This is a genomic window from Streptomyces aidingensis, assembly GCF_900112355.1.
In the GTDB taxonomy this organism is placed as follows: Bacteria; Actinomycetota; Actinomycetes; order Streptomycetales; family Streptomycetaceae; genus Streptomyces; species Streptomyces aidingensis.
The window spans coordinates 88,502-109,267 of sequence record NZ_FOLM01000004.1 but is presented as its reverse complement, the minus strand read 5'-3'; the positions used below and the strand labels follow the sequence as shown (position 1 = coordinate 109,267).

The following is a 20,766-nucleotide window of genomic DNA, read 5'->3' as shown; positions in this document are numbered from 1 at the left end:
CTCAGGCGAGGCCGAGGTCCCGCACGATGCGGCGGGCGAGGGCGACGGAATAGTTCTGGCCGCGGTCCTGGGGATAGATCTGCGCCATGGTGGCCAGGGTGACCCGGCTCAGCGGGGTGCGGTGGTCCGGGATCAGCGAGCGGTACTCGGGGGTGACCACGGGCTGGGCGAACGGCGCGCGGGAGAAGTGCCAGTCGCTGATCCAGCCCCGGTCGAAGTCCGGGTTGAGCCGCCGCAGCCAGGGCAGATAGCGGTCCAGCAGTTCGGCCGGTCCGGTGGTGAACCGCCAGTCGTCGCGCTCCACATAGTTGCCCACATAGACCAGATGACGGCCGCCGTAGGGCTCTGTCCCGGTCATCCGGGTGTGCTCCACCACCGCCAGGAACGGGAAGTCGGCATCGTTGATGTTGAGCCAGTAGTACGGGATCAGGCTGCGGTCCAGTTCCAGGACGAAGCAGGTGGCGCCCAGATACTGGTTGCGCCAGACGGTGTCGTCGGCCGGGAGGTCCGCGGCCCTGGCGAACACCGGCTGCGGCACGGTGACGATCAGCCGGTCGAAGCCGTACTCGGCGCCGTCGGCGGTGCGCACCGTCACCGGGGAGTCGTCGTCCGCCTGGCGGATGGTCTCCACCCGCTTGCCGAACTCCACCTTGCCGCCGCGGGCCGCGACCGCGTCCCGCAGCGCCGCGTAGACGCGTGCGAAGCCGCCGTCCAGATAGCCGAGCTCAAAGGTGCGGCAGTGCACCCGGGCCCACAGCCAGGCCATGGAGACCTGCTCGGCGCGGTCGCCGAACTTGCCGCGCAGCAGCGGTTCCCAGATGGTCTCGGTGACCCGGCGTCCGGCCCGGCGGCGCAGCCAGGACAGGGCGGTGCGGTCGTTGTAGCGCTCGCCGTCGCGCACCGCCTTGAGCAGGGCGGAGGACAGCGCGAAGCGGACGCTGTCCAGGGGGGAGAAGGCGGGGAAGCGCAGCATCTGCGCGGGGGTGGAGAAGGGGTGCAGCTTCCCGTCCAGGAAGACGCCGGTGGTGGGTTTGTGGAAGTGCAGATCGCCGGCCAGGCCGAGCTCGCCGATCAGCTCGATGATGTCCCGGTCGGAGCGGAAGATGTGATGGTAGTAGCGCTCCAGGGGCACCCCGCCGATCTCCAGGGAGGCCGCCAGCCCGCCCAGCTCGTCCGCGGCCTCCAGCACCGTCACCCGGTGCCCGGCCCGCACCGCGTCGTACGCGGCGGTCAGTCCGGTGGCACCGGCGCCGATGATGCCGACGTTCTGATGGCTGTTCACCCGAAGCTCCATTTCCGGTTGAGCACGAACTGGACGGCCAGCACCAGGGGGAGGGAGGCGGCCTTGACGAGATTGGGGTCGACGCCGAGCCGGCCGGAGCAGACCACCAGCAGCAGATGCGTCAGCACGATGCCGGACAGGCCGACCGCGTAGAAGCGCAGAAAGCGGACGAGCAGCCGGTCCCGGCGGTCGAAGGTGAAGACCGCGTTGAGGATGAAGTTGTTGGTGATGCCGGCGGTGGTGCTGATCGCGTTGGCCGCCTGCTCGTGCAGGCCGGCCATGTTGTAGAGCAGCAGGAAGACGGCCAGGTCCAGGGTCACCCCGGTGCCGCCGACCAGGGTGTACCGGATGAGCTGCCGCAGCCCCTGCCGCCGGGCGGCGGCCCGCGCCGCGGCCGTCCCGGCCGCGGTGTCAGCCGCCGCCTGCGCCGCCCGGGCCGCCGGTGCCGCTGCCACGTCCGCCCGCTCGTTCACCGTCGTCTCCCCCGCTCACCACCTGCCGCACGATATACAGCGGCCTGCCCTGCACCTCGGCATAGATCCGGCCGATATAGCTGCCCAGCACCCCCAGGGACAGCATCTGGGTTCCGCCCAGGAACAGCACCACGACCATCATCATGGTCCAGCCGGAGACCGTGATGTCGGGACGGAAGAACTTCATGGCCACCGCGTAGCCGATGCCGGCCAGCGACAGCGCCAGCACCACGAAGCCCAGCCGGGTGATCAGCCGCAGCGGCGCGGTGGAGAAGCCGGTCACCCCGTCGATCGCCAGCCCCGCCATCTTGCGCAGCGGATACTTGGTCTCGCCGGCGACCCGCTGGTCGCGGTCGAAAAGCACCTCGGACTGGCGGAAGCCCATGGCGGCGACCATGCCGCGCACAAAGCGGCTGCGCTCCCGGAACCGGCGCAGTTCGTCGGCGGCGCGCCGGTCCAGCAGCCGGAAGTCGCCGGTGTCCAGCGGGATCTCCACCTCGGTGGAGGAGCGCAGCAGCCGGTAGAAGAGGTGCGCGGTGGCCCGCTTGAAGAGGGTGTCGCGGCGGGTGCGGCGGCGGGCGTGCACGATCTCGGCGCCGTCCCGCCAGGCGTCGATCAGCTCCAGGCTGACCGCGGGCGGGTCCTGGAGATCGGTGTCCATGATGATCACGGCGTCACCGCCCGCCTCGTCCAGACCGGCGGTGATGGCGATCTGGTGGCCGAAGTTGCGGGCGAAGTCGACCACCCGGACCCGGGGGTCGTTCTTGGCCAGGTCGCTGAGCAGCTCCAGACTGGCGTCCCGGGAGCCATCGTTGACGTAGATCAGCTCGTAGGAGTATTCCGGGCGCCGGTCGAGCACCGCGGTCAGCTCCTGGTGGAACCGGCGGATGGAGTCCTGCTCGTTGTACACGGGCAGCACATAGGAGATCAGCGCCGTCTTGCCGGGTGCCGGCCCGGCGCGGTGCGACAGGGGCGCGGCCATTCCCCCACTCTAGAACGGAAGCATGAACACCGGGGCAATTCGCCATGACGGTTCGTCACCGGCATCCCGCCGGCCGCTGCGGGCCGGGCGGCGGCCCGCCACCACCCTGCGGTGCAGGACCAACGGCACGCAGATCCGCGTCCACGTGCTCCGCCCCGGCCGGCCGGTGGCCGTCAGGTTGGGAAAATTTCCGGAAGGAATGGACCGGAACAGCAGGTCAGGCCGTCCTTAAGATGCGGATCATGGAGAGCAGGACCAAACGCCACCTCACCACCGACCAGTTGGACGCGATGCTGCGGGACGCCACCGGGATCGGATGCCAGGTGGAGACCGAGCTGACCGACGGCTGGTACAACGCCGCCTACCGGGTGGTGCTGGACGACGGGCGCGCCGCCGTGGTGAAGGTCGCCCCGCCGGCCGATGTGCCGGTGCTGCGGTACGAGCGGGGGATCATGGCCACCGAGGCCGCGATCTACCGGCTGGCGGGCGCGTATGGCGGTATCCCCGGCCCCGAGGTGCTGCTGGAAGGTCCGGACTTCCTGGTCACCTCGCTGCTGCCGGGCGTGCCCTGGGACAAGGCCGCCGGGGAACTGGCGCCGGAGACCGAGTCGGCGCTGCGCCGGGAGCTGGGCCGGGTGACGGCCCGGCTGCACACCATCGACTCGCCCGACGGCCGGTTCGGCTACCCGGCCCCGGAATCCGGGCTCTCCGCACCCGACTGGCGCACCGCCTTCTCCGCCATGGTGGAGGCGCTGCTGGACGAGGCCGCCCACTGGAAATCGGACCTCGGCACCTCCCCCGACGAGATCCGCGGGCTGGTGGACGCGGGTTCGGACGTGCTGAAGGAGGTCACCGAGCCCCGGCTGATCCACTTCGACCTGTGGCCGGGCAACATATTCGTCGACCCGGAGCAGCCCCGGATCACCGGGCTCATCGACCACGAACGGGCGTTCTGGGGCGATCCGGTCGCCGAACTGGTCTCCTTCGCCTTCGGCGGCGACATCGGCGAGGACAGCGACGTGGTGGCCGGCTACCGCCAGGCCGGCGGCCGGCTGGACTTCGACCGTTCCTTCCACCACCGCCTGGCCCTCTACCACCTCTATCTGGCCCTGATCCTGGTCATCGAATGCGGCCCCCGCGGCTACCAGGGCGAGCACAAGGAGTTCACCGACTCCTACCTCGCCACCTGGCTCGCCGAATGCCGCACCTTCCGCTGAGCGGAGAAGGCCGCGGCCCCGCCGGGCCCGTCCGGACGCCTGCGGTCCCGGAACATCACCCCGCACGGCACCGCGAGTTCAGTGTCCGTGGGCGGCACCCTGCCGTTCCAGCCATGTCAGAATCAGCTGGTTCGTCTCTTCCGGCTTTTCCTGCTGGATCCAGTGACCGCAATCCAGACTGACCACTTCCACAAGGGGCACGAAGTCGGCCAGGTTTTCCGACCTCTGGACCACATCCCGGTCGCCGTAGATCATGAGGGCGGGCTGGCGGATGATCGGGTCCACATCCGCCAGCAGGCGCCAGTTGCGGTCCAGGTTCCGGTACCAGTTTATGCTGGCCGTGAACCCCGATGACTCGAAAGCGGAGACAAAAACAGCCAGTTCGCTGTCGCTCATCAGGGGCTCACCGAGCGGTGTTTCCGCCCTGGCAAGATTGATCAACGCCATACCCGGCTGAGGCTCCGCGAAGGGCACGTTCTTCCGGTACATGTTGCGGAGGAACCGGAAGGTGTTGTCTTCGAATACGGCGTCGGCGACGCCCGGCTGCCGATTGAAGTGGACGAAGTAGAAGTCGCCGCCGAGCGTAGCCTCCATGACCTCGGTCCAGGGCTTCTCGCCCCGCTCGAAGTAGGGCACGCTCAGGTTGATCACCTTGTTCACACGGCTGGGATGCAGCAAGGTCAGTCCCCAGACGACAAACGCGCCCCAGTCATGACCGACAAAGGTGGCATCCTGGTATCCGTAGTGATCAAGAAGCGCGATGAGATCACCCGACAGGTGTTCAATGTCGTAGTCCGTCACCTCGGCCGGACGGGACGAGTTGCCGTAACCCCGCTGATTCGGAACGATGACATGGTGGCCCGCAGCGGCAAGGGCGCGCATCTGATGACGCCAGGAAAAGGCATGCTCCGGCCAGCCGTGACAGAGCACAATGGGTTCTCCGGAATTCCGCCGCCCCGCTTCGAAGACTTCGAGTTCCACACCGTTGACCGAAACAAGGGTGGGCTCGGGAAAATCGACCGGGTTGAACATTGCATTTCCTTCTCTGCTTTTCAGGGTGATCAGGCGGTCACCGCCCGATCGGTTGCCACCACCGTAGGGCGCATTGCGGTCATATTCAGTCCTCAATAGGGGGCAGACTGAGAACGTGCCGAAAGATCCCACCGGTCGGGCGCCGCATCTGCTCTCGCCCGCTCGGCGGCCTCATCCTCGCGCCGATCAGGACCGCGAGGCGCCGGACAGAACCGGGACAGGCATCCGTTACACCCCGATCCGGGAGGAAGAATGACCAATTCGGTTTCCGCACACCCCCCGGCGTGGAAGTTCGGCTACCCGATCTTCCACGCCGAGACCCGGACACAGTGGCGGACCTGGCTGGAGCACCACCACACCTCGGCCCGCGGCGTGTGGCTGTGCTCCTGGCGCACCGGCACCGGCCGGCCACGCTGCCCGTACCCCGAGGTCGTGGAGGAAGCCATCTGCTTCGGCTGGATCGACTCCACCGTCACCATCCTCGACGACGAGCGCGCCTTGCAGCTGATCACACCGCGTAAGCCCAGAAGTACCTGGACCCGGCTCAACCGCCGGCGCGCCGCCGACATGGAGCAGCGTGGCCTCATGACCGACCTCGGCCGCCACACCATCGCCGTCGCACAGGCCAACGGCTGGTGGACGATCTACGACCAGGTCGAAGACCTCGAAGAACCCCCCGAGCTGCAAGCGGCGCTCGACCGCGACCCCCAGGCCAGGACCCACTGGGACGGGTTCCCGCCCAGCGCCCGCAAACAGATGCTGTGGTGGATCATCAGCGCCGCCCGGGACACCACACGGTCGGGCCGGATCGCCCGGGTCGTCACCGAAGCCGCCGGCGGCCGGCGGGCCCGCGGCTGACGGCCGTCCCGAGCCGCAGGGCCGGTCCGCGGCGTCGCTTCCCGGGGGGCGCCGCGGCGGACCGGTGACTCCGGGGGGTGGTGCGGGGCGGCTGTCCTGGGTGTAGACGGCAGGCAGGGATGCGCCGATACTGCCCGGGAGCCGCTGTGCAGCCGCCGTTGCCGTTTTCTTCCGTCCCCTGCCACGCCCGCGGTGAGCGGCGGATGTCCCGCCTGCGCGTGCCGGCCGACCGCTCCGCTCTGCACTGACCGATCCGGACACGAGGAACGGAACCCGCACGCATGAGAGTTGCCACCATCCGGCGCGCCGCCACGCTGTTACTGCCCGGCGCGCTGCTCGCCGCCGCCGTCACCGCGCTGCCGACCGGCAGCGCGCAGGCCCAGGACGGGACCTACTACTGGCTCCGGTCGCCCGCGGGCGCCGCGGCCACCTGGACCATCGGCCAACTGACGGACGGCACACACGCCGACGCGGACCCCGGCCTGACCGCCGATGTCGTGCTCGGCCTGGCCGCCACCGGTACCGGCGGCGAGGCCGCCGAGCGGGCCACCGACTGGCTGGCGGAGAACGCCGACGACTATCTCCACCCCTTCCGGCCCGGCAAGGTGCGGGTGACGGCCGCCGCCAAGCTGGCCCTGGTCGCCTCCGTCCAGGGCCGCGATCCGGCGGACTTCGGCGGCCACGACCTGATCACGATGCTGCACAGCCGGCTGGGTCCGGACGGGCGGTTCCGGGACGGCGCCGGGCGGTCCGTCCGCCACAGCCGGTTCGACACCTCCGACCGGATCTCGCAGTCGCTGGCCGTGCTGGCGCTGGCGCGCACCGGCGACGTACCGGAGCACGCCGTGGACCGCCTCGCCGCGGGGGCCTGCCCGGACGGCGGCTATCCGCTCGCGCTCTCCCGGTGGCCGGGCGCCGGCTGCCTGCCGGAGACGGACGCCACCGCGCTCACCGTCCAGGCGCTGATCGCCGCCGGGCGGACGGCGGAGGCCGAACCGGCCGTCGAGTGGCTGCTCGGCCAGGGCCAGGACCGGTTCGGGGACTACGGGCCGGCCACGCAGTACGGGCGGACCGCGAACTCCCCGGTCAACGCGGTGTCCACGGCGCGGGCCGCCCAGGCGATGGTCGCGGCGGACCGCTCCTTCCAGGAACAGTACGAGCCCAGAATGGGCACCGAACTCTTCCAGCACCGCTGCGACGCCCCGGACAAGTCGCTGCGCGGAGCGGTGCCCTTCGACCGGAGCAGCTATCCGGCCGAGCCCTCGCTGTCCGCCACCGCCCTGGCCATGCCGGCCCTGGCGGGCACCTGGCTGTTCGAGATCGACGGCACCGCCGCGGCGCCGGAGCCGCATGAGATCTACTGCTACAGCGACTGGGCGACCACCGGCACACCGAGCGTCGGCGGGGACGGCGGCATCGACGGCGGGGGCATCGACGGCGGCAGCTCGGGCAGCAGCGGCTCCGCCGTCAGTTCCGAGGGCAGCTACTCGGTGAGCACCAGCACCACCTCGGAGGGGACCACCTCCGAGGGCAGCTACTCCGTCAGCACCACCTCGGAAGGCTCCACCTCGGAAGGCAGTTACTCGGTCAGCACCAGCACCACCTCCGAGGGGACCACCTCCGAGGGCACCGACTCGGTCAGCACCACGATCGAGGGCGGCTACTCGGTGAGCACCAGCACCAGCACCGAAGGCAGCAGCACGTCGGAGGGCGGCTACTCCGTCAGCACGACCTCCGAGGGCAGTTGGTCGGTGACCACCACCTCGGAGGGAAGCCATACGGCGAGCACCGCCACCGGAGGGAGCGGCAGCGTCTCGGCCGGCGGTGGCACCAGCGGCGGGGGCGGTGATCTCGGGGGCGTCTCCGGTGGCTGAGTTGGCCGTTCGGCCGCCAACCCGCCGCCCGCGCCCCCATGATGGTCCCGGAGGTGAGGTCCCGTGGCCATAGAGGTGACGGACGCTCCCGAGGGGAGCCGTTATGAGGCACGGCTGGACGGCGCCGGGGAGGTGGCCGGCTTCGCCGAGTACGAGCGCGCTCCGGGAGTGATCACGTTTGTGCGCACCGAGGTCGGCGCGGCATACGGAGGCAAGGGCATCGGTTCGGCGCTGGTGCGCCATTCGCTGGACGAGGCGCGCGGGCAGGGGCTGAAGGTGGTTGCCGCCTGCGCGTTCTACGCCGGCTGGATCGAGAAGCATCCGGAGTACGCGGATCTGCTGAAGTGAGCGCCAAGGGCCGGGCGGGATCACCGCCCGGCCCTTGGCGTTCTTGTTGAACCGTCATTGAAACGACGCGAAGTATTGACGCGCCCCAAGCCTGCATCTAGCGTCTCGCTCGCATTGAAACGACTCAATACTCGGCTCGCGGCAGGATCGCGCACCCGCACCCGCCGCCGCGGGCGAAAGGACGTCGTGATGAGACAACACGGGCAGAACGCAGCGTCGCGCGCCCGGCACCGGCGATGGCAGGCGTCCGTACCGGCCGCCCTGCTGGCCGGCGCCCTGCTGGCCGGCGCCGCCGCCGGACAGAGCCACGCCGCGGACGCCGCCGACGGCGGCCGGGGCCATGGCCACGGCTGGGGCTGGGGCAAGACCCCGCAACTGGAGGAACTGGACCGCGGCCTGGTCGCGGTCTCGACCTCCGAGGGCGTGTTCCTGAGCTGGCGGCTGCTGGGCGACGAGGTCACCGGCCACACCGCCACCGGTATGGCCGGCGCCGACTTCCGGATCTACCGCAACGGCAGACCCCTCGCCACCGTCACCGATTCCACCAACTACCAGGACCCGGACGGCGACGCCGACGACGAATACCGCGTCGCGCCGATCGTCAAGGGCAAGGAGCGGGGCCGCAGCGAGGCCGTCTCCGCCTGGGCGGAGGGCTACTACGACCTCCCCCTGACCAAGCCCGCCGACGGCGTCACCCCGGCCGGGGAGAGCTACACCTACGCCGCCAACGACATCAGCGTCGGCGATGTGGACGGCGACGGCCAGTACGAATACATCGTCAAGTGGGACCCGTCCAACTCCAAGGACGTCTCCCAGGTCGGCTACACCGGCAATGTCTACATCGACACCTACCGTCTGGACGGCACCCTGCTGCACCGGATCGACCTGGGCGTCAACATCCGGGCCGGGGCGCACTACACCCAGTTCCTGGTCTACGACTTCGACGGCGACGGCCGCTCGGAAATGATGTTCAAGACCGCCCCGGGGACCAAGACCGTGCGCTACGACAGCGACGGCGAGGTGAAGTCCGAGCGCTACATCACCATGCCCCGGGCCGACCGCCGGGCCGGCTACAGCCACCAGGACGACTACCGGCTCAGCGCCGAGGGCTACTACGACCACCTGGTGGAGATGTTCCAGGGCTGGGACGAGCACCCCGAGGTGGTGGCCGGCAACTGGCCCGCCACCCTGGAGGCCGCCTTCGGCATCGAGGAGCGCTACGACTACCCGCTCTCCCGCACCGACGCCGAGGCGCTCGCCGACTACTTCATCGACGTCTACGCCCCGGCCCGCTCCAGCCGCAACCAGCTCCGCGACTTCGAGGGCTTCATCCTCGACGGCCCGGAGTATCTGACCGTCTTCGACGGCCGCACCGGCCGGGAGCTGCAGACCGTCCGCTTCACCCCGGAGCGCGGGGACGACGGCCTGATGTGGGGCGACTACGCCATGTCCCGGATCGAGCCGGGCAACCGGGTGGACCGCTTCCTCTCCGCCGTCGCCTATCTGGACGGCCGCCGCCCGGCCGCGGTCTTCGCCCGCGGCTACTACACCCGCACCACGCTCGCCGCCTACCGCTGGAACGGCAAGCGGCTGATCAAGGAGTGGTACGTGGACAGCGGGCATGCCCCGATGTCCAACCCGTTCAACGCCGGCCCGCACGGGGTGGACGGCACCGACCCCGAGTACGGCACCCTGACCACCCAGGGCTTCCACTCCATGACCGCCGCGGACGTGGACGGCGACGGCCGGCAGGAGATCGTCTACGGCGCCGCCACCCTGGACGACGACGGCTCGGTCCTCTACAGCTCCTTCGCCGAGGCCCCGCCGGAGAGCGCGGTGCCCGGCCAGGTGGTGCGGCTCGGCCACGGTGACGCCATGCATGTGGCGGACATCGACCCGGACCGGCCGGGCCTGGAGATCTGGACCGTGCACGAGGGCGCGCGCTGGGCGCCGTACGGCTATGTGATGCGGGACGCCGCCACCGGCGAGATCCTGCACGGCGGCTACACCGGCCGGGACACCGGCCGCGGCATGGTCGGCGACATCGACCCGGAGCTGCCGGGCCTGGAGACCTGGGGCTCGCACGGCACCGGGCTGTGGACGGCCGGCGGCGAGAAGCTGGGCGACACCATCCCCGGCACCAACATGTCGATCCGCTGGGCCGGTGATCTGACCACCCAGATCGTCAACGGCGCGGCCACCACCGTGCTGGAGACACCGACCATCGACGACTGGCGGCGCGGCACCCTGCTGAGCGCCGACGGCACCCTCACCAACAACTGGTCCAAGGGCAACCCGGGTCTGGTGGCGGACGTCCTCGGCGACTGGCGGGAGGAGCTGCTGGTGCGGACCGAGGACAGCACGGCGGTCCGGATCCACCTCTCCACGGAGGTCACCGGGCACAAGCTGTACACGCTGATGCACGACCTCCAGTACCGGGTGGACACCGCACGGCAGCAGACCACCTACAACCAGCCGTCCTACACCGGCTTCTACCTGGCCTCGGACATGGACTGGTCCAGGGTTCCGGTGCCGCGGTTCCGCACCGCGCGCTGACGGCGCTGACGGCGGCGCTGACGGCGCCGACGGCGTCCGGCCCCGCCCGCGGCCGGCGGGCGGGGGCCGGACGGCCCCGCGGACGGGCGGACGGCCCGGCTCCCCACCCCCGAGCCGGGCCGTCCGCCCCTTGGTCTCTTCTCCGCCTCTGTCTCCGCGGCTCCGTCCGCCGCGGCCGGCCGGTGGTCAGTCCGTGGCGCCGGCCGAGGCGGCCATTTCCGTGCCGGCGGCCTCCATGGCCTGCCGGACGTCCTCCTCGGTCACCTCGCCGGACGCCGCCTCCGCCCACAGTTCCACCATGGCGTTGCCGATCAGCTCCTCCATCCGCCCGGTCTCCGGGATCTGCGGAAACGGCTCGGCGAAGTCACGGAGGATGGTGCCGAAGACCCCGAGGTCCCCCTCGGTGAAGGCCGGGTCCACATAGGAGTCCAGGGTGACCGGCAGCGTGCCGTACTCCTTGTTCAGCTCGGTCTGCACCACCCGGCTGGTCAGATGCTCCACGAGCTGGAGCGAGGACCTGCGGTCGTCGGTGTTGCCGAAGACGGTGACATTGACCCCGGCCACCATGGTCTGGATGTCCAGCCCGCCCTGCGGCCGGGGGTCGAGCACGGGCACCGGGGCGACCGCGAAGTCGCTGAAACCGGCCGACTCCAGGGCGCCCAGGGTATTGGTCTGGGCGATGGTCATGGCCGCCCTGCCGTCGGCGAACGCCTGGTTGGAGTCGAAGTTCTGGATGACGGCGTCGGCCGGGTCGACCACCCGGTGCTCGGCCATCAGGTCGATGTACCGCTTCACGGCGTCCACCTGCGGCTCACTGTCGAACTGCGGGCTGCCGTCGTCGCCGAACAGCGAGCCGCCGTGCTGCCGGCCCAGGATGAAGGCGAAGTGCGAGTTGACGCCGACGTCCGCGCCGCCGAGGGTGATGCCCCACTGGTCGGGGGTGCCGTCGCCGTCGGTGTCCTTGGTCAGCTTCTGGGCGACGTCGATGAACTCGTCCCAGGTGGCCGGGGGCTCCTCGATCCCGGCCTCGGCGAACATCCGGGTGTTGTAGTAGAGGCCGTACGCCTGGCCGTAGAGCGGTACCGCGATCGGGTCCTCGTAGCGGGGGCCGGTGGCGGCCATGCTGGAGGGCAGGAACTTCTCCGCGCCGCCGATGGCCTCCATCTCCAGCAGACCCAGGGTGAGGAAGGCGCCCGTTTCGTAGAGCGAGGTGGACCAGGTGTTGCCGATGTTGAGCACATCGGGACCGTTTCCGCTGCTGATGGCCTGCTGGATGCGGTCCCACAGGTCCGACCAGGGGATGACCTCCAGGTCCACCTCGATGCCGGTGCGCTCGGTGAAGTCCTTGAGATGGCGCCCGAGTATCTGTTCGTCCTCCTCCACCGTGGGCGCCATATTGGTCGCCCAGTAGGTGATCCGTTTGTCCTCGCCGGACGATCCGAGCACACCACACCCCGTCAGGGTCGCGCCCAGTGCCAGCACCAGTGCCCCCGCCAAGAAACCGCGACCCCGCATCGCGTCCCCTCCTTTGAGCCGGTCGGGATGGGCACCCTATGCGTTTTGGCCAGAAATGGGACCGCTCCCATCGTTGTGATATGGATCACAAAAACCCCGTGCGCCGCATGATCCTCGCGGCACCGGTCAAGCGCGCCGGACGGCCGCCGGCAGCGGGAACAAACACCGGCCGCGGCCGGTTGCCCGGAAATACCCCCGCCCGTACCGGGTACTCCCTCACAGGAAAGGTGACCAGCGCGATGCCGACCATCGAGCTGACCAAGGAAAACTTCGACACGTCCGTCAAGACCTCGGACATCGTGCTGGTGGACTTCTGGGCCGCCTGGTGCGGGCCGTGCCGGATGTTCGCGCCGGTCTTCGAGGAGGCCGCGGAGAAGCACCAGGACATCGTCTTCGGCAAGGTCGACACCGAGGCCGAGCAGGAGCTTGCCGCGGCCTTCCAGATCTCCTCCATCCCCACCCTGATGGCCATCCGGGACGGTGTCATCCTCTACGCCCAGCCGGGGGCGCTGCCCGGGCCGGCGCTGGAGGACCTGATCGGCAAGGTCCGTGAGGTGGACATGGAAGAAGTGCGGCGCAAAATCGCCGAACAGGGCGCCGAGCAGTAAGACGCCTCTTGCCCTGACCCGGCTCCCGCGTCCCGGCCCGGCGCCGGGCCGGGGGTGGTGGCCAAGCGGCGCGCCGGGCGCGCTCAGCGGTCCACCGGCAGCCCGGAGGGCTCCTTGATCCGCTTCATCACGATCTGGGAGTTCACCTCGGTGACCCCGGGCAGCGTGGTCAGGCGCTCGATCCAGAGCCGTTCGTAGGCGGTGATGTCCGCGACCGCGATCCGCAGCAGACAGCCGGGGCTGCCGAACAGCCGGTAGGCCTCCAGCACGTCCGGGATGTCGCGCAGCGCCGCCTCGAACTCCTCCACCGCGCTGCGGTCCCGCCGTACCTCGATGGAGACCAGCACCTCGAAGCCGCGCCCGACGGCCGCCGGGTCGAGCACCGCGCGGTAGCCGAGGATCACCCCGGACTCCTCGAGCTGCCGGACCCGGCGCAGGCACGGCGAGGGCGTCAGACCGACGCGCTGCGCCAGCTCCTGGTTGGTCAGCCGGCCGTCCCGCTGAAGCTCGCGCAAGATGCTGCGGTCGATTGCGTCCATACGGCAATCATTCCTCAGCACCTGCCAGGTCAGCAGCCAGGATCCGCAATATCTTTGCGCGTAGATTCCCCTACCATTCTTCCCGGGCATCCCCTCTCCCCGGGCAGTCTCCTGCCCGCTGTCTCCCGCGCCGGCCGGCCACCCGGGCCCGTCCGGTGTCCCCCCGCACCGAGGAGCCGAAGGAGCACGCAGGTGGCACGTGTCGTCGTCATCAGCACCGGCGGAACGATCGCCAGCCGCTGGCAGGGTTCCGGTTTCGCCGCCGAGGCGGGCGGCCGGGACGTCATGGCCGCGGCCCCCGTACCGGAGGGCGTCACGGTCGAGGTGGTGGATCTGTTCACGGTCAACAGCTCCCGCCTGACCACCGCCCACCAGCTCACCCTGGTGCGCACCGTGCACGAGGTGCTGGCCGACCCCGGCGTGACCGGCGTCGTGGTCACGCATGGCACGGACACCCTGGAGGAGTCCGCCTTCCTGGTCGATCTGCATCATGGCGACCCGCGGCCGGTGGTCTTCACCGGCGCCCAGCGCCCGCTGGACTCCCCGGACGGCGACGCGGCCGGCAATCTGCACGACGCGCTGCTCACCGCCGCCTCCCCGGCCGCCCGCGGGCTGGGCGCGCTGGTGGTCTTCGACGGCCGCATCCACGCCGCCCGCGGCACGGTCAAGACCCACACCCTGGCCGCCGACGCCTTCGCCGACCCCTCCGCGCCCCGGATCGGGCACACCGGCTTCGGCAGCATCACGGTGCAGCGCCGCCCGCACCGCCCGCAGCCGCTGCCGCTCCCGGCGCCGCTCACCGGCCCGGCCCCGCGGATCGACCTGGTGATGCACCACTGCGACGCCGATCCGGTGCTGCTCGACGCGTCGGTGGCGGCCGGCGCCCGGGGGCTGGTACTGGTCGGGGCCGGCGCGGGCAACGCCACCCCGGAGTTCGCGGGCGCGGTGGCCGCGGCGGTGTCGGCCGGCGTGCTGGTGGCGGTGACCACCCGCGTCCCGGCCGGCCCGGTCGCCGAGATCTACACCGGCGGCGGCGCCGTCGACCTGGCCGCGGCCGGCGCCGTGCTCACCGGCACGCTGCGCGCCGGGCAGGCCAGGACGGCCGTGCTGGCCACCCTGCTCGCCGGCGTCCCGGCCGCCGAGCGCCCGGCCCTGCTGCGCGGCCTCACCGGCCCCCACCACCCCCCGGCCGCCCTCCCCTCACCGGCACAGACCCCGGCACAGACCCGGCCCAGGACCCCCGCCACCGGAGCCTCCCTCACCGCCGCCTGACCCCGCCACGGCGGCCCGCACGCCCCTGCCCCGTCCCCGCCGGCCACCCCGGCGCCCCCTGGTGCGCCCCCGCACGTCAGCCGGCGGCCGGCCCGGCCGGCCTGGGGGCCGTACGGGCACCGGTGATCACCCCGAGGACTTCCTCGATCACCCGCTGCCCTGCAACTGCTATCCACCCGATGTGTTCCGCATGGTGGCCGAGGTGACCTCCGCCAACTGGCGGGACGACACCGAGAGCAAGGTGGCGGCATACGCCACGGCCGGGGTCCCGGTCCATGTGATCGCCGACCGCCGGCACGGCCGGGTGCTGGTGCTCAGCCGGCCGCATGAGGGGGCGTACCAGAGCGAGGCCTCGTATCTGCCGGGGGAGAAGGCCCAGATTCCCGGCGCCGTGGCCTGCGAGGTCGCCGCCGAGGAGCTGCCGCAGAACTGACCGGCGAACTGCCGGACGGGCGGCGGCCGGGGGGTGCGGTCAGGTCGCGGTTTCCGGGATGAGGACGGCGCGGCCGTTGATGTGGCCCTGGCGGAGGCGGTCGTAGACCTCCGGGGCCTGGCCGAGCGGGTAGGTCTCGACATGCAGGTCGAGCAGGCCGGCTTCGGCGAGGGCGGCGACCTCGGCCAGCTCGGTCCGTGATCCCCAGTACGGGATGTGGACGGACGCCTCGAAGGGGACGGCGCCGAAGCGGACGCCGAGGGTGCCGCCGGCCAGGCCGATCACCGCGATGTCGGACTCCACGGCGGCGGCAGCCGCAGCGGTCGCCATGGTGGCGTCGGCGCCCACACAGTCCAGCACCAGCGCGGCGCCCAGCCCGCCGGAGAGCTCGCGGATGCGCCGGGCCGCCTCCTCACCGGGGGGGATCCCGTGGTCGGCGCCGGCCTGTTCGGCGAGCTTGAGCTTGTCCGGGGCGATGTCCACGGCGATCACCTGCGCCGGTGAGAGGGCCTTGAGCAGCTGGACGGCGGCGTGGCCGAGTCCGCCGGCGCCGATGACCACGGCGGTGCTGTCCGGCACCAGGCGGTGCAGCGAGCGCTTGATGGCGTGGTACGGGGTGAGCGCGGCGTCGGAGAGCGGCGCCGCGGTGCGCGGCTCCAGCCCGCCGATCGGCACCAGCAGCCGGGGCGAGGGCACCAGCATGTAGCCGGCCATTCCGCCGTCCAGCCCGAGCCCGCCGCCCGCGGCCGGGATCTCCGCGGCCCGGCGGCAGTAGTTCTCGGCGCCCCGGGCGCAGGACGGGCAGACGCCGCAGCCCCAGGGCCCGTAGACCAGCACCGCGTCGCCCTCCCGCAGCCGGGCGTCCTCCGTGCCCGGGCCGAGCGCGGCGATCCAGCCGGAGTTCTCGTGGCCGAGGGTGAAGGGCAGCCGGTACGGCAGGGTGCCCTCGGGCCAGTCGAGAACATGCAGATCGCTGTGGCACACCCCGGCCCCGGCGATCTTGACCAGTACCTGGCCGGGCCCCGGTTCGGGGACCGGCAGTTCGACGATCTCCGGCGGGCTCTGCCAGCCCACCATCCGCACAGCCTTCACGGCAGCCTCCCGTGCTCTTCCGCGCTCTCCCCATCGTGGGCCCGGGGCCGCGGCCCCGCCAGCCGGGGCGGCCGGCGTGCGCGGGGCCGTGCGGACGCCGATGATCGGGGCATGGAAGAGCACACGGTCCGGCTGGCGCAGCAGCCGGAGGCCGATGAGCTGCTGGCCCGCAGCCCGCTGGCGGCGCTGGTGGGGATGCTGCTGGACCAGCAGATCCCGATGGAGTGGGCGTTTCCGAACGCGCGGAACTTGTGCATCAACAGTACAGGCAGGCTCAGGGGTTGAGGCAGAACCGCACGTCAGCGGGCAGCGAGAAGCCCCGTCTCCGCTGGGGGTGAGCGGTAGACGGGGCTTCGTCTGTGGGCTGCCGACGAGGGGTTACCCGGCTGCCGCCATGGGGACGCGTACGCCGTGAATCACGTCCGGCCCGGTGTCGATTCCGTCCAGCGCGAGAAGGAGCACGCTCCGCCGCTCTTCCTGAGCCCGGCGTTCTGCCTTCACCCGTTCCAGCCACGCGGCAGACTGAGCGATCACGACATACCAGCGGACGGGGTTGGTCTCGTCTTCGAAGACGGTTTCTGCGGCGTTCTCAGCGGCGTACGGGCTCCGATGGGTGAAGGGGCTCCGGGGCGGCTCGTCGGCGTTCTCCGGCTCGTCCAGGGGCTCAGGGGCGGCAAGGGTAAGGGTCGGCTCGTCCAGGGGCTCACGCGTCGGCGTGGGCGGCTCCTCGTCGGCCCGGCGTCGCTGGCCGGACGCGGGGAGGATGAGGGACAGAAGAGCACGGATGCACGCCGCGAAGGCGTGCGCGATAGAGTGGCGCACGTCGCCAGTCCTTCCTAGGGATCACTGGTGGCCATGGCCCCGGGGGTGTTACCAGCACCCGCCGGGGTTCTTTGTTCGGTTGTGCCGCGAGGCTAACACGGCACAACCGCCCGGGAGTTGAAGCCGTCAGATTGCGAATCGCCATGCTCCGCCGGGTGCGACGAGGTGAGAGCCGTCCGCCGACAGTTCGGCAGTCATGGAGTGCAGCGAGAAGCGGTTTCCCTCTTCCCACTTCCGGCGGACGCGCTCTAGGTCATCCCAGAGACGACGAGCCCCGCCCTGATGAACGGTGCCCGATCCGGACTCCGGCTGTTCGGAGCGCGACCATGAGCCGTCAGCGGAGAGAAGCCAGACACAACGCTTCCCGTCCGGGTACACGGCTGCGCGGGTTTCGATTCCCGGAGTATCGAGTTCGAAGAGCCACCGAAGGGGCCATTCCTGCCAGAGATCCGGGATAGGTCCGTCTGCCGCCCGAACCTCGTCCCCCTCGTCTTCGCGGGCAGTGGCGAAGACCTCGTTCAGCTTCGGGGGATAGTCGGCTTCCTGCCGGGTTTCCATGAACGTTGCAGGGTCCGGCTGGACGCTGCCCCGTGCAATGCCGTCGTCTCCCATGTCGGCAGTGATGAGAAGCGCCGTATGGGCAATGGTGGTGACGAGCCGTCCCCCGGGGCGGAGCGCGCGGAGCCATGTCTTCGGGACCGGCCGGACGGAAACCGTCGCCATGATGCGGTCATATCCCGACTCCGGGAGTTCCCCGGTTGCGTCGATAGCTTCCATGCGCGGATTCCTGCCGAACTCAGCGAGACGAGCGCGGGCAGCCTGGACTAGGTAGCTGTCAACGTCCACGCTCGTCACGTTCTCGTCTCCGAGTCGGCGTCCCATGAGAGCGGCGGAGTAGCCGGAGCCGGTACCTACGTCCAACACCTTGTGTCCGGGGCGCGCGTCCAGCCGGTGAAGCATGGACACAATGAGCCCCGGCAGGGTGGACGAGGAAGTTGGACTACCGGTCGGCTTCTCGTCCGGCTGGGCTTCGTCGGCGTGCGTCGGGCCAACACGGGTCACGAGAGTTGCGTCACTGTAGGCGGCTGAGAGATGAGCCTTCGACGCGAAGTCCGGCGCGACCATTTCCCACGCTTCGGCGGGGCTGTTGGGAATCCGCTCCCACCAACGGGGAACGAGAACGTGACGAGGAGTGGCGCTTACGGCGTCTCGCCACTCGGTAGCGTTCGCGGTCACCTTGTCGGCAAGCGCCGTTGCCGCGTCGGTCCACGCTTCGGGGTTGGTCATTGGGACTCTCCTTGTAGTGCGTCGGCCATGGCTTCGACGAGCGGGATTCCCGCCTTTACTGCGATCCAGTGCCATTGCCCGTTGGGATTTACTTCAAAGAACTGCCAGCGTCCGTCAGGGGTTACGGCGAAGTCCAGCGCCCCGAAGTACAAGTTCAGTTCGTCCATGAGTCGCCGGACCCCCTTCCTGACTTCCTCCGGGAGTTCAACCGGCTTGTACGTGAGTGAGCGGTAATCGGTGCGCCAGTCTAGTTTGGCTGCTTCGCTGCCCGCGTGAATGGCCACGGGGAACATTCGGTCACCGATTACGGTAAGACGCACCTCGTACGCCTTTTCTACGTTCTCTTGGAAGAGGTGAGCTGTTGCGGTCACTCCGTCGTCTACCTCGTCGGCGGAGACGAGCGAGACGGGTAGGAACTTCCGCTTCCCTTCTGACCCGAGGACTCCGCCGCCTAGCCCCTTGTAGATCACGCGGCCGGAGCCGATGAATTCCCGGGCGTGTTCAGGGTCGGACGTGATGACGGTTCGCGGCACGTCCAGGCCGGAGCGGGCGGCTACGGCCAATTGTCGGGGTTTGTAGTTCGCGGCGGCATCGTTGGCCGGGTGGTTAATCCAGCGGACGGGCAACGAGCCGAGAACCCCGAGGAGCCCGGAGCGGGCTTCGGATATGGCAAGCGCCCGAGCATGGCCGGGCCATTCGTCGGGCGTGCGGAACTCATTGGGGCGTCTCCACCAAACGGATTTCACAGATTCCAGGCGGAGCGCACGGGAGTTGGCGAGAGTGCCCGTCCAGCCGTCCCCCGTGAGGGAAACGGCCAGACGGGCGGCAGTAGGAAAGTCGGCAGTGTCGAACCTGACGACGTTCTCACCGCGCTTTGCCAGCTCCTCAACCACAGCGTCAGCCGTCAAGTCATCACGGCCCGTCAGGATGAGGATTGCGGCCATGTCAGTACAGGTCGGTTCCGCTGTCGGAGCCCGGGGCGGAGCCGTCCCCGTTGCTGGTCTCCGTCTGAGTCTCCGGCGCTTCCGCCGTGAGCGCGTGCCACGGGTTGCCCTGAGCGCTGACGTTCATCTGAAGCGCGTCACTGTAGGACATGACGGGAGCCTCGTAGGTGTTCTCCGGCGGGGAGACGAGATGCCGGAGACCGAAAGGTGTTGCGGTTGCGGTGCTCATTTCTGGTAATCCTCCGTGTTTCTCGTTGTGTGGTGCTCTACTTCCCGCCCCTGTCGCCGTGCTGTCCTCTTTCCGCCGACAGGGGCGGAGCGTGACCCGCCCCGGCTGGGGGCTTGCCGCCATGGGGGATGGAAACATGTCTTCCCCGGCGGGGGCGGGAGTCTTTAGGCTGCCGCGTGGCTGAGTTCGCTTAACCTCCAGTCGGTCACGAAGTCAACGGCAATGGGGCGCGCGGACAGCGAATAGAAAACGTCCGCGTCACAGAATCCAAAGATCCTGTCCGGTCCCCCGGCATTCACGCTAATCGGGCGACCGGCCGCTAAAGTCTCCATTTGCGTTCCCTGGTATCGGAAGTCTTCCATCCATTCGCGGAAGATCCGCCCGGGGTTGGGACTGGACGGGCCGATTTCCCAAAGGCATTCCGGCGGGATAGGGCCGATACCGGGTTTCGGGTCAAGCGCGTTGGCAAGGCGTGCGGCTTGTCCGCGAAGCCAACGGACGGCAAGGCGGGGGGAGTTTGCCCGGTAGCCGCTGAGAAACCATTCCCCGGATGCTTCGGGGCTCCGGGCTACGACTTCGCACCAATAGCCGTCTACGAAGAGCGTCATTGCCACTCTCCCGGAACGAGCCGGTAGGGCAGCCCCACCATGAGCCGGAACGTGAAGTGTTCGCGCTCGTCCTTTTGGTGAGTCTCCACCCATGAGGCGGCAACCTTCTGGGCTTCGAGTGCCGCTTTCCCCTGAGCTTCCGGGGTTCGTTCCTTCGTCGCTTCGACCGTGGGTCCGGTCTGCCCGCACACGGCGCATTGCATCGTGGCCGTGATGGTTTCGGCGTCCGGCTCCTCGTCGGCCTGGACGCGGAAGCGCCGGAAGGCGTAGCTCTCGCGGGTCACTTCTTCCTCAGCCCTTCCAGGTGCGCCGTGATCTGTTCCCCCAGCTTCGTAAGCCGGTCGGTCAGCTCGTCCCCGGTCGGCTGCCCTTCCTGCCCGCTGGGCTGCCCCTGGGGCTCGTTGGGCGGCTCCGGGGATTCGGCGCTCACCGCTCCGCCCCCGTGGCTCCGTTGGCCCGGAGAGCGGCGGCCAGTGCGCGGGCGGTCGCGATGTTGCAGCGGCCCAGCTCGATCAACGCCAGCGGGTCAGGACCGGTGCACGACGGTCCGTCCAGCCCCAGGGACGGCAGGCTCACCCCAGCCGCCTTGAGCGCGTCGGCCAGCTCGTCACGCGCCGACTCCGCGTCTCTGATCTTCTCGGCTGCCGTCTGCCGCCTGCCTGCCGTCGTCATGGCTGACTCTCCGTGTGCCGTTGGTCGTTCGTCCCTCGCGTGGGGCGGGTACTTACGTTGTGTACTCCGAGCATCACCAGGGGGACGTACTCTCAACAGGTCTGGCGTCATTCCAACGGAAGT

At 70.0% G+C, this 20,766-nt stretch carries 22 protein-coding genes and 1 pseudogene; 9 read left to right on the top strand and 14 right to left on the bottom strand.

What is annotated here, in order from left to right:
- Nucleotide 1: 1 nt before the first annotated feature.
- Genes BM242_RS09970 through BM242_RS09960 form a run of 3 tightly spaced genes read right to left on the bottom strand, consistent with a single transcriptional unit; the run spans nucleotide 2 to nucleotide 2,737 of the window.
- Nucleotides 2-1,282 (bottom strand): NAD(P)/FAD-dependent oxidoreductase, encoded by a 1,281-nt coding sequence (locus tag BM242_RS09970; RefSeq protein WP_245833949.1) that lies wholly within the window; start codon nucleotides 1,280-1,282, stop codon nucleotides 2-4.
- Complete coding sequence (locus BM242_RS09965) at nucleotides 1,279-1,737, bottom strand: GtrA family protein (protein WP_093838576.1); 459 nt, start codon at nucleotides 1,735-1,737, stop codon at nucleotides 1,279-1,281. Before BM242_RS09965 ends, BM242_RS09970 begins: the two co-directional genes overlap by 4 nt.
- A complete protein-coding gene (locus BM242_RS09960; RefSeq protein ID WP_093838384.1) occupies nucleotides 1,694-2,737 on the bottom strand; it encodes a glycosyltransferase family 2 protein in 1,044 nt (347 codons plus the stop codon). Before BM242_RS09960 ends, BM242_RS09965 begins: the two co-directional genes overlap by 44 nt.
- Before the next feature lie 242 nt (nucleotides 2,738-2,979).
- Between BM242_RS09960 and BM242_RS09955 the strand changes: the two genes are divergently transcribed.
- Nucleotides 2,980-3,954: a phosphotransferase family protein gene (locus BM242_RS09955; protein WP_093838575.1), complete on the top strand. Its 975-nt coding sequence runs from the start codon at nucleotides 2,980-2,982 to the stop codon at nucleotides 3,952-3,954.
- A 78-nt stretch (nucleotides 3,955-4,032) separates the two neighbouring features.
- Here the strand turns inward: BM242_RS09955 and BM242_RS09950 are convergent, their stop codons facing one another.
- Nucleotides 4,033-4,986 carry an alpha/beta fold hydrolase gene (locus tag BM242_RS09950; RefSeq protein WP_093838383.1) on the bottom strand — a complete coding sequence of 318 codons (954 nt, stop codon included), beginning with the start codon at nucleotides 4,984-4,986 and terminating at the stop codon, nucleotides 4,033-4,035.
- A gap of 252 nt (nucleotides 4,987-5,238) precedes the next feature.
- Here BM242_RS09950 and BM242_RS09945 point away from each other — a divergent pair, with 252 nt between their 5' ends.
- From BM242_RS09945 to BM242_RS09930, 4 genes are all read left to right on the top strand, one after another.
- Nucleotides 5,239-5,844, top strand: coding sequence for a YdeI/OmpD-associated family protein (locus BM242_RS09945; RefSeq protein ID WP_093838382.1), 606 nt, complete (start codon nucleotides 5,239-5,241; stop codon nucleotides 5,842-5,844).
- 281 nt (nucleotides 5,845-6,125) lie between these two features.
- A complete protein-coding gene (locus BM242_RS09940) occupies nucleotides 6,126-7,718 on the top strand; it encodes a hypothetical protein (protein WP_093838381.1) in 1,593 nt (530 codons plus the stop codon).
- Between the two features lie 63 nt (nucleotides 7,719-7,781).
- Nucleotides 7,782-8,066, top strand: coding sequence for a GNAT family N-acetyltransferase (locus BM242_RS09935; protein ID WP_093838380.1), 285 nt, complete (start codon nucleotides 7,782-7,784; stop codon nucleotides 8,064-8,066).
- Nucleotides 8,067-8,255: 189 nt separating this feature from the next.
- On the top strand, nucleotides 8,256-10,622 hold the full coding sequence (locus BM242_RS09930) for a rhamnogalacturonan lyase (protein WP_093838379.1): 2,367 nt from the start codon (nucleotides 8,256-8,258) through the stop codon (nucleotides 10,620-10,622).
- A gap of 186 nt (nucleotides 10,623-10,808) precedes the next feature.
- Here BM242_RS09930 and BM242_RS09925 read toward each other — a convergent pair whose 3' ends face one another.
- Nucleotides 10,809-12,137: an ABC transporter substrate-binding protein gene (locus BM242_RS09925; RefSeq protein WP_093838378.1), complete on the bottom strand. Its 1,329-nt coding sequence runs from the start codon at nucleotides 12,135-12,137 to the stop codon at nucleotides 10,809-10,811.
- Between the two features lie 239 nt (nucleotides 12,138-12,376).
- Here BM242_RS09925 and trxA point away from each other — a divergent pair, with 239 nt between their 5' ends.
- Nucleotides 12,377-12,745: a thioredoxin gene (gene trxA, locus BM242_RS09920; RefSeq protein WP_093838377.1), complete on the top strand. Its 369-nt coding sequence runs from the start codon at nucleotides 12,377-12,379 to the stop codon at nucleotides 12,743-12,745.
- 83 nt (nucleotides 12,746-12,828) lie between these two features.
- Here trxA and BM242_RS09915 read toward each other — a convergent pair whose 3' ends face one another.
- Nucleotides 12,829-13,284, bottom strand: coding sequence for an Lrp/AsnC family transcriptional regulator (locus BM242_RS09915; RefSeq protein ID WP_093838376.1), 456 nt, complete (start codon nucleotides 13,282-13,284; stop codon nucleotides 12,829-12,831).
- Nucleotides 13,285-13,476: 192 nt separating this feature from the next.
- Here BM242_RS09915 and BM242_RS09910 point away from each other — a divergent pair, with 192 nt between their 5' ends.
- Nucleotides 13,477-14,556 carry an asparaginase gene (locus BM242_RS09910; RefSeq protein ID WP_093838375.1) on the top strand — a complete coding sequence of 360 codons (1,080 nt, stop codon included), beginning with the start codon at nucleotides 13,477-13,479 and terminating at the stop codon, nucleotides 14,554-14,556.
- Nucleotides 14,557-14,737: 181 nt separating this feature from the next.
- Entirely contained in the window at nucleotides 14,738-14,989 is a 252-nt protein-coding gene (locus tag BM242_RS09905; protein WP_139238300.1) for a Uma2 family endonuclease, read from the top strand.
- Between the two features lie 39 nt (nucleotides 14,990-15,028).
- Here the strand turns inward: BM242_RS09905 and BM242_RS09900 are convergent, their stop codons facing one another.
- Complete coding sequence (locus BM242_RS09900; protein WP_093838373.1) at nucleotides 15,029-16,081, bottom strand: NAD(P)-dependent alcohol dehydrogenase; 1,053 nt, start codon at nucleotides 16,079-16,081, stop codon at nucleotides 15,029-15,031.
- A gap of 111 nt (nucleotides 16,082-16,192) precedes the next feature.
- Between BM242_RS09900 and BM242_RS09895 the strand changes: the two are divergent.
- Nucleotides 16,193-16,315: pseudogene (locus tag BM242_RS09895) on the top strand (HhH-GPD-type base excision DNA repair protein); the annotation flags it as partial.
- Between the two features lie 144 nt (nucleotides 16,316-16,459).
- Here the strand turns inward: BM242_RS09895 and BM242_RS28855 are convergent.
- The 7 genes from BM242_RS28855 to BM242_RS09860 form a co-directional block, all read right to left on the bottom strand.
- Entirely contained in the window at nucleotides 16,460-16,903 is a 444-nt protein-coding gene (locus tag BM242_RS28855; protein WP_093838372.1) for a hypothetical protein, read from the bottom strand.
- Nucleotides 16,904-17,029: 126 nt separating this feature from the next.
- Nucleotides 17,030-18,190: a methyltransferase domain-containing protein gene (locus BM242_RS09885; protein ID WP_175541338.1), complete on the bottom strand. Its 1,161-nt coding sequence runs from the start codon at nucleotides 18,188-18,190 to the stop codon at nucleotides 17,030-17,032.
- Nucleotides 18,187-19,134 (bottom strand): ATP-grasp ribosomal peptide maturase, encoded by a 948-nt coding sequence (tgmB, locus tag BM242_RS09880; protein ID WP_093838370.1) that lies wholly within the window; start codon nucleotides 19,132-19,134, stop codon nucleotides 18,187-18,189. Before tgmB ends, BM242_RS09885 begins: the two co-directional genes overlap by 4 nt.
- Nucleotide 19,135: 1 nt before the next feature.
- Nucleotides 19,136-19,363 (bottom strand): putative ATP-grasp-modified RiPP, encoded by a 228-nt coding sequence (gene tgmA, locus BM242_RS29315; RefSeq protein WP_093838369.1) that lies wholly within the window; start codon nucleotides 19,361-19,363, stop codon nucleotides 19,136-19,138.
- 604 nt (nucleotides 19,364-19,967) lie between these two features.
- The gene (locus BM242_RS09865; RefSeq protein ID WP_093838367.1) at nucleotides 19,968-20,255 is read right to left on the bottom strand and encodes a DUF7848 domain-containing protein; all 288 of its coding nucleotides are present in this window, start codon (nucleotides 20,253-20,255) and stop codon (nucleotides 19,968-19,970) included.
- The gene (locus BM242_RS29310; protein ID WP_175541337.1) at nucleotides 20,252-20,401 is read right to left on the bottom strand and encodes a hypothetical protein; all 150 of its coding nucleotides are present in this window, start codon (nucleotides 20,399-20,401) and stop codon (nucleotides 20,252-20,254) included. Before BM242_RS29310 ends, BM242_RS09865 begins: the two co-directional genes overlap by 4 nt.
- The gene (locus BM242_RS09860) at nucleotides 20,398-20,643 is read right to left on the bottom strand and encodes a hypothetical protein (protein WP_093838366.1); all 246 of its coding nucleotides are present in this window, start codon (nucleotides 20,641-20,643) and stop codon (nucleotides 20,398-20,400) included. Before BM242_RS09860 ends, BM242_RS29310 begins: the two co-directional genes overlap by 4 nt.
- Nucleotides 20,644-20,766 lie beyond the last annotated feature (123 nt).

Coding starts and splice junctions, on each gene's coding strand:
- BM242_RS09960 (WP_093838384.1), bottom strand. CDS start 2,737: ATGGCCGCGCCCCTGTCGCACCGCGCCGGGCCGGCACCCGGCAAGACG.
- BM242_RS09955 (WP_093838575.1), top strand. CDS start 2,980: ATGGAGAGCAGGACCAAACGCCACCTCACCACCGACCAGTTGGACGCG.
- BM242_RS09950 (WP_093838383.1), bottom strand. CDS start 4,986: ATGTTCAACCCGGTCGATTTTCCCGAGCCCACCCTTGTTTCGGTCAAC.
- BM242_RS09945 (WP_093838382.1), top strand. CDS start 5,239: ATGACCAATTCGGTTTCCGCACACCCCCCGGCGTGGAAGTTCGGCTAC.
- BM242_RS09940 (WP_093838381.1), top strand. CDS start 6,126: ATGAGAGTTGCCACCATCCGGCGCGCCGCCACGCTGTTACTGCCCGGC.
- BM242_RS09930 (WP_093838379.1), top strand. CDS start 8,256: ATGAGACAACACGGGCAGAACGCAGCGTCGCGCGCCCGGCACCGGCGA.
- BM242_RS09925 (WP_093838378.1), bottom strand. CDS start 12,137: ATGCGGGGTCGCGGTTTCTTGGCGGGGGCACTGGTGCTGGCACTGGGC.
- trxA (WP_093838377.1), top strand. CDS start 12,377: ATGCCGACCATCGAGCTGACCAAGGAAAACTTCGACACGTCCGTCAAG.
- BM242_RS09915 (WP_093838376.1), bottom strand. CDS start 13,284: ATGGACGCAATCGACCGCAGCATCTTGCGCGAGCTTCAGCGGGACGGC.
- BM242_RS09885 (WP_175541338.1), bottom strand. CDS start 18,190: ATGACCAACCCCGAAGCGTGGACCGACGCGGCAACGGCGCTTGCCGAC.
- tgmB (WP_093838370.1), bottom strand. CDS start 19,134: ATGGCCGCAATCCTCATCCTGACGGGCCGTGATGACTTGACGGCTGAC.
- tgmA (WP_093838369.1), bottom strand. CDS start 19,363: ATGAGCACCGCAACCGCAACACCTTTCGGTCTCCGGCATCTCGTCTCC.
- BM242_RS09860 (WP_093838366.1), bottom strand. CDS start 20,643: ATGACGACGGCAGGCAGGCGGCAGACGGCAGCCGAGAAGATCAGAGAC.